Origin of the sequence: Limnohabitans sp. JirII-29 (genome assembly GCF_003063395.1) — a bacterium.
Classification (GTDB): domain Bacteria; phylum Pseudomonadota; class Gammaproteobacteria; order Burkholderiales; family Burkholderiaceae_C; genus Limnohabitans.
The window spans coordinates 1-2,278 of the sequence record NZ_NESB01000024.1 but is presented as its reverse complement, the minus strand read 5'-3'; the positions used below and the strand labels follow the sequence as shown (position 1 = coordinate 2,278).

General features: G+C 64.0%; 1 protein-coding gene. It reads right to left on the bottom strand.

The features are described 5' to 3' along the window. Positions 1-2,278 (bottom strand): FG-GAP repeat protein (locus B9Z39_RS16800; protein WP_199221242.1); only part of this gene is annotated, 2,278 nt, incomplete at both ends.

Sequence of the window (2,278 nt, the reverse complement as noted above, 5' to 3'; positions counted from 1 at the left end):
CAGCGCTGCCCATGGGGCTTTGCAGGGCCAGCAAGGTGCTGGCGTTGACCACCAGCACGTCGTTGCCCGAGCCGCCGTAGAGCACATCGGCACCGCCGTTGCCGATGAGGGTGTCGTCGCCCGCGCCACCCACCAGGGTCTCGGCGCTGGTGCTGCCGGTGAGGGTGTCGGCGGTGGCGCTGCCGAGTTGGTCGACGGCGGTTTTGTTGGCCCAGGTGCCGTCGGTGGCACCAAAAATCACATAGCTGCGCCCGCCGGTGCTGCTGACCGGTGCGCTCACCAGCAAGTCGGCCAAGCCGTCGCCGTTGACGTCGCCTGCGCTTGCCACGCTGAAGCCACTGAGGTCGCCACTGGCTTGGCCGTTGATCACAAAGCCCCCTGTGCCCGCGGCGACGTTGCTCAATTCAATGGCGCTGGTGCTGGTGGTACCCAACACCAGGTAGGTGTGCCCAGCTTGGGGACCTGTGCTGGTGCTGCTGAGCGGTGCGCTCACCAACAAGTCGGCCAAGCCGTCGCCGTTCACATCGCCTGCGCCCGACACGCTGTTGCCACTTCGGTCGTTACTGGCTTGGCCGTTGATCACAAAGCCCCCTGTGCCTGCGGCGACGTTGCTCAATTCAATGGCGCTGGCTGCTGTGGTGCCCCACACCACATAGCTTCTTCCAGCCTCATTGACTGCGCTGGGGTCGCTGAAAAAAGCCCCGACCAGCAAGTCGGCCAAGCCGTCGCCGTTGACGTCGCCCACGCCCGCCACGCTGTTGCCACTGAGGTCGCCACTGGCTTGGCCGTTGATGACAAAGCCCCCTGTGCCTGCGACGACGTTGCTCAATTCAATGGCGCTGGTGGCGGTGGTACCAAAGACCACATAGCTCCTCCCTGCATTGTTGCCCGCGCTGGTGTTGCTGATCCGTACCCCCACCAGCAAATCGGCCAAGCCGTCGCCGTTGACGTCGCCCGCACTCGACACGCTCTCGCCACTGATATCCCCTGCACATATGCCGTTGATCACAAAGCCGCCTGTGCCTGCGGTCACGTCACTCAATTCAACGGCGTTGGTGGCGGTGGTGCCAAAGACCACATAGCTGCGCCCGGTGTTGCTGCCCGCGCTGGTGCTGCTGTAAGGCGCCCCCACCAGCAAGTCGGCCAAGCCATCGCCGTTGACGTCGCCTGCGCTTGCCACGCTTTTGCCACTGAGGTCGCCACTGGCTTGGCCGTTGATGACAAAGCCCCCACTGCCAGCGGCCACGTCGCTCAATTCAATGGCGCTGGTGGCGGTGGTGCCCCACACCACGTAGCTGTGTCCAACCGAGTTGTCTATGTAGATGTTTGCAGGCGCTCCCAACAACAGGTCGGCCAAGCCGTCGCCGTTCACATCGCCCGCGCTCGACACGCTGTAGCCACTGGTATCCCCTGCACTTATGCCGTTGATGACAAAGCCCCCTGTGCCTGCGGCGACGTTGCTCAATTCAATGGCGCTGGCTGCTGTGGTGCCAAACACCACGTAGGTTGTCCCAGCACCGCTGCTGTTGTCAGGAGTCCCCACCAGCAAGTCGGCCAAGCCGTCGCCGTTGACGTCGCCTGCGTCCGACACGCTCCAGCCGCTCCTGTCGCCATTGGCTTGGCCATTGATCACAAAGCCGCCGGTGCCAGCGGCCACAGCGCTCAGGTCCACGCCGGTCACGGTAAGGCCCTGGCTGCTGGCCGCACTGAGGTTGCCCACCGCGTCCACGGTGTAGAGCACATAGCTGCCGTCACTCAAGCCGCTCAGGCTGAGGTCGGTGCTGGTGTTGCTCTGCCCAATGGCCACGCTGTTCCACAAACCATCGGCCTGGCTGGTGATGTCGGCCAGCGAAGTCACGCTCACGCTGCTGTTGACCAGGTAAGCGGTGCCCACCTCGGAGCTGCTGACGGTGGCGCTGGTGGTGTTGGTCACAACACTCGAACTACCCAAGGTGACCGTGGGGGCGGTGGTGTCGACCGTCAAGGTCTGGCTGCTGGCGGCACTCAGGTTGCCCACCGCGTCCACGGTGTAGAGCACATAGCTGCCGTCGCTCAAGCCGCTCAAGCCCAAGGCAGTGCTGGTGTTGCTCTGCCCAATGGCCACCTGGTTCCACAAGTCATCGTCTTGACTGGTGATGTCGGCCAGTGAACTCACACTCACGCTGCTGTTGACGAGGTAAGCGGTGCCGACCTCCGAGCTGCTGACGGTGGCGCTGCTGGTGGTGTCGGCAAAGATGCCGGGGGTGAGGGTGGCTGTGGGTGCCACGGTGTCAAGCAC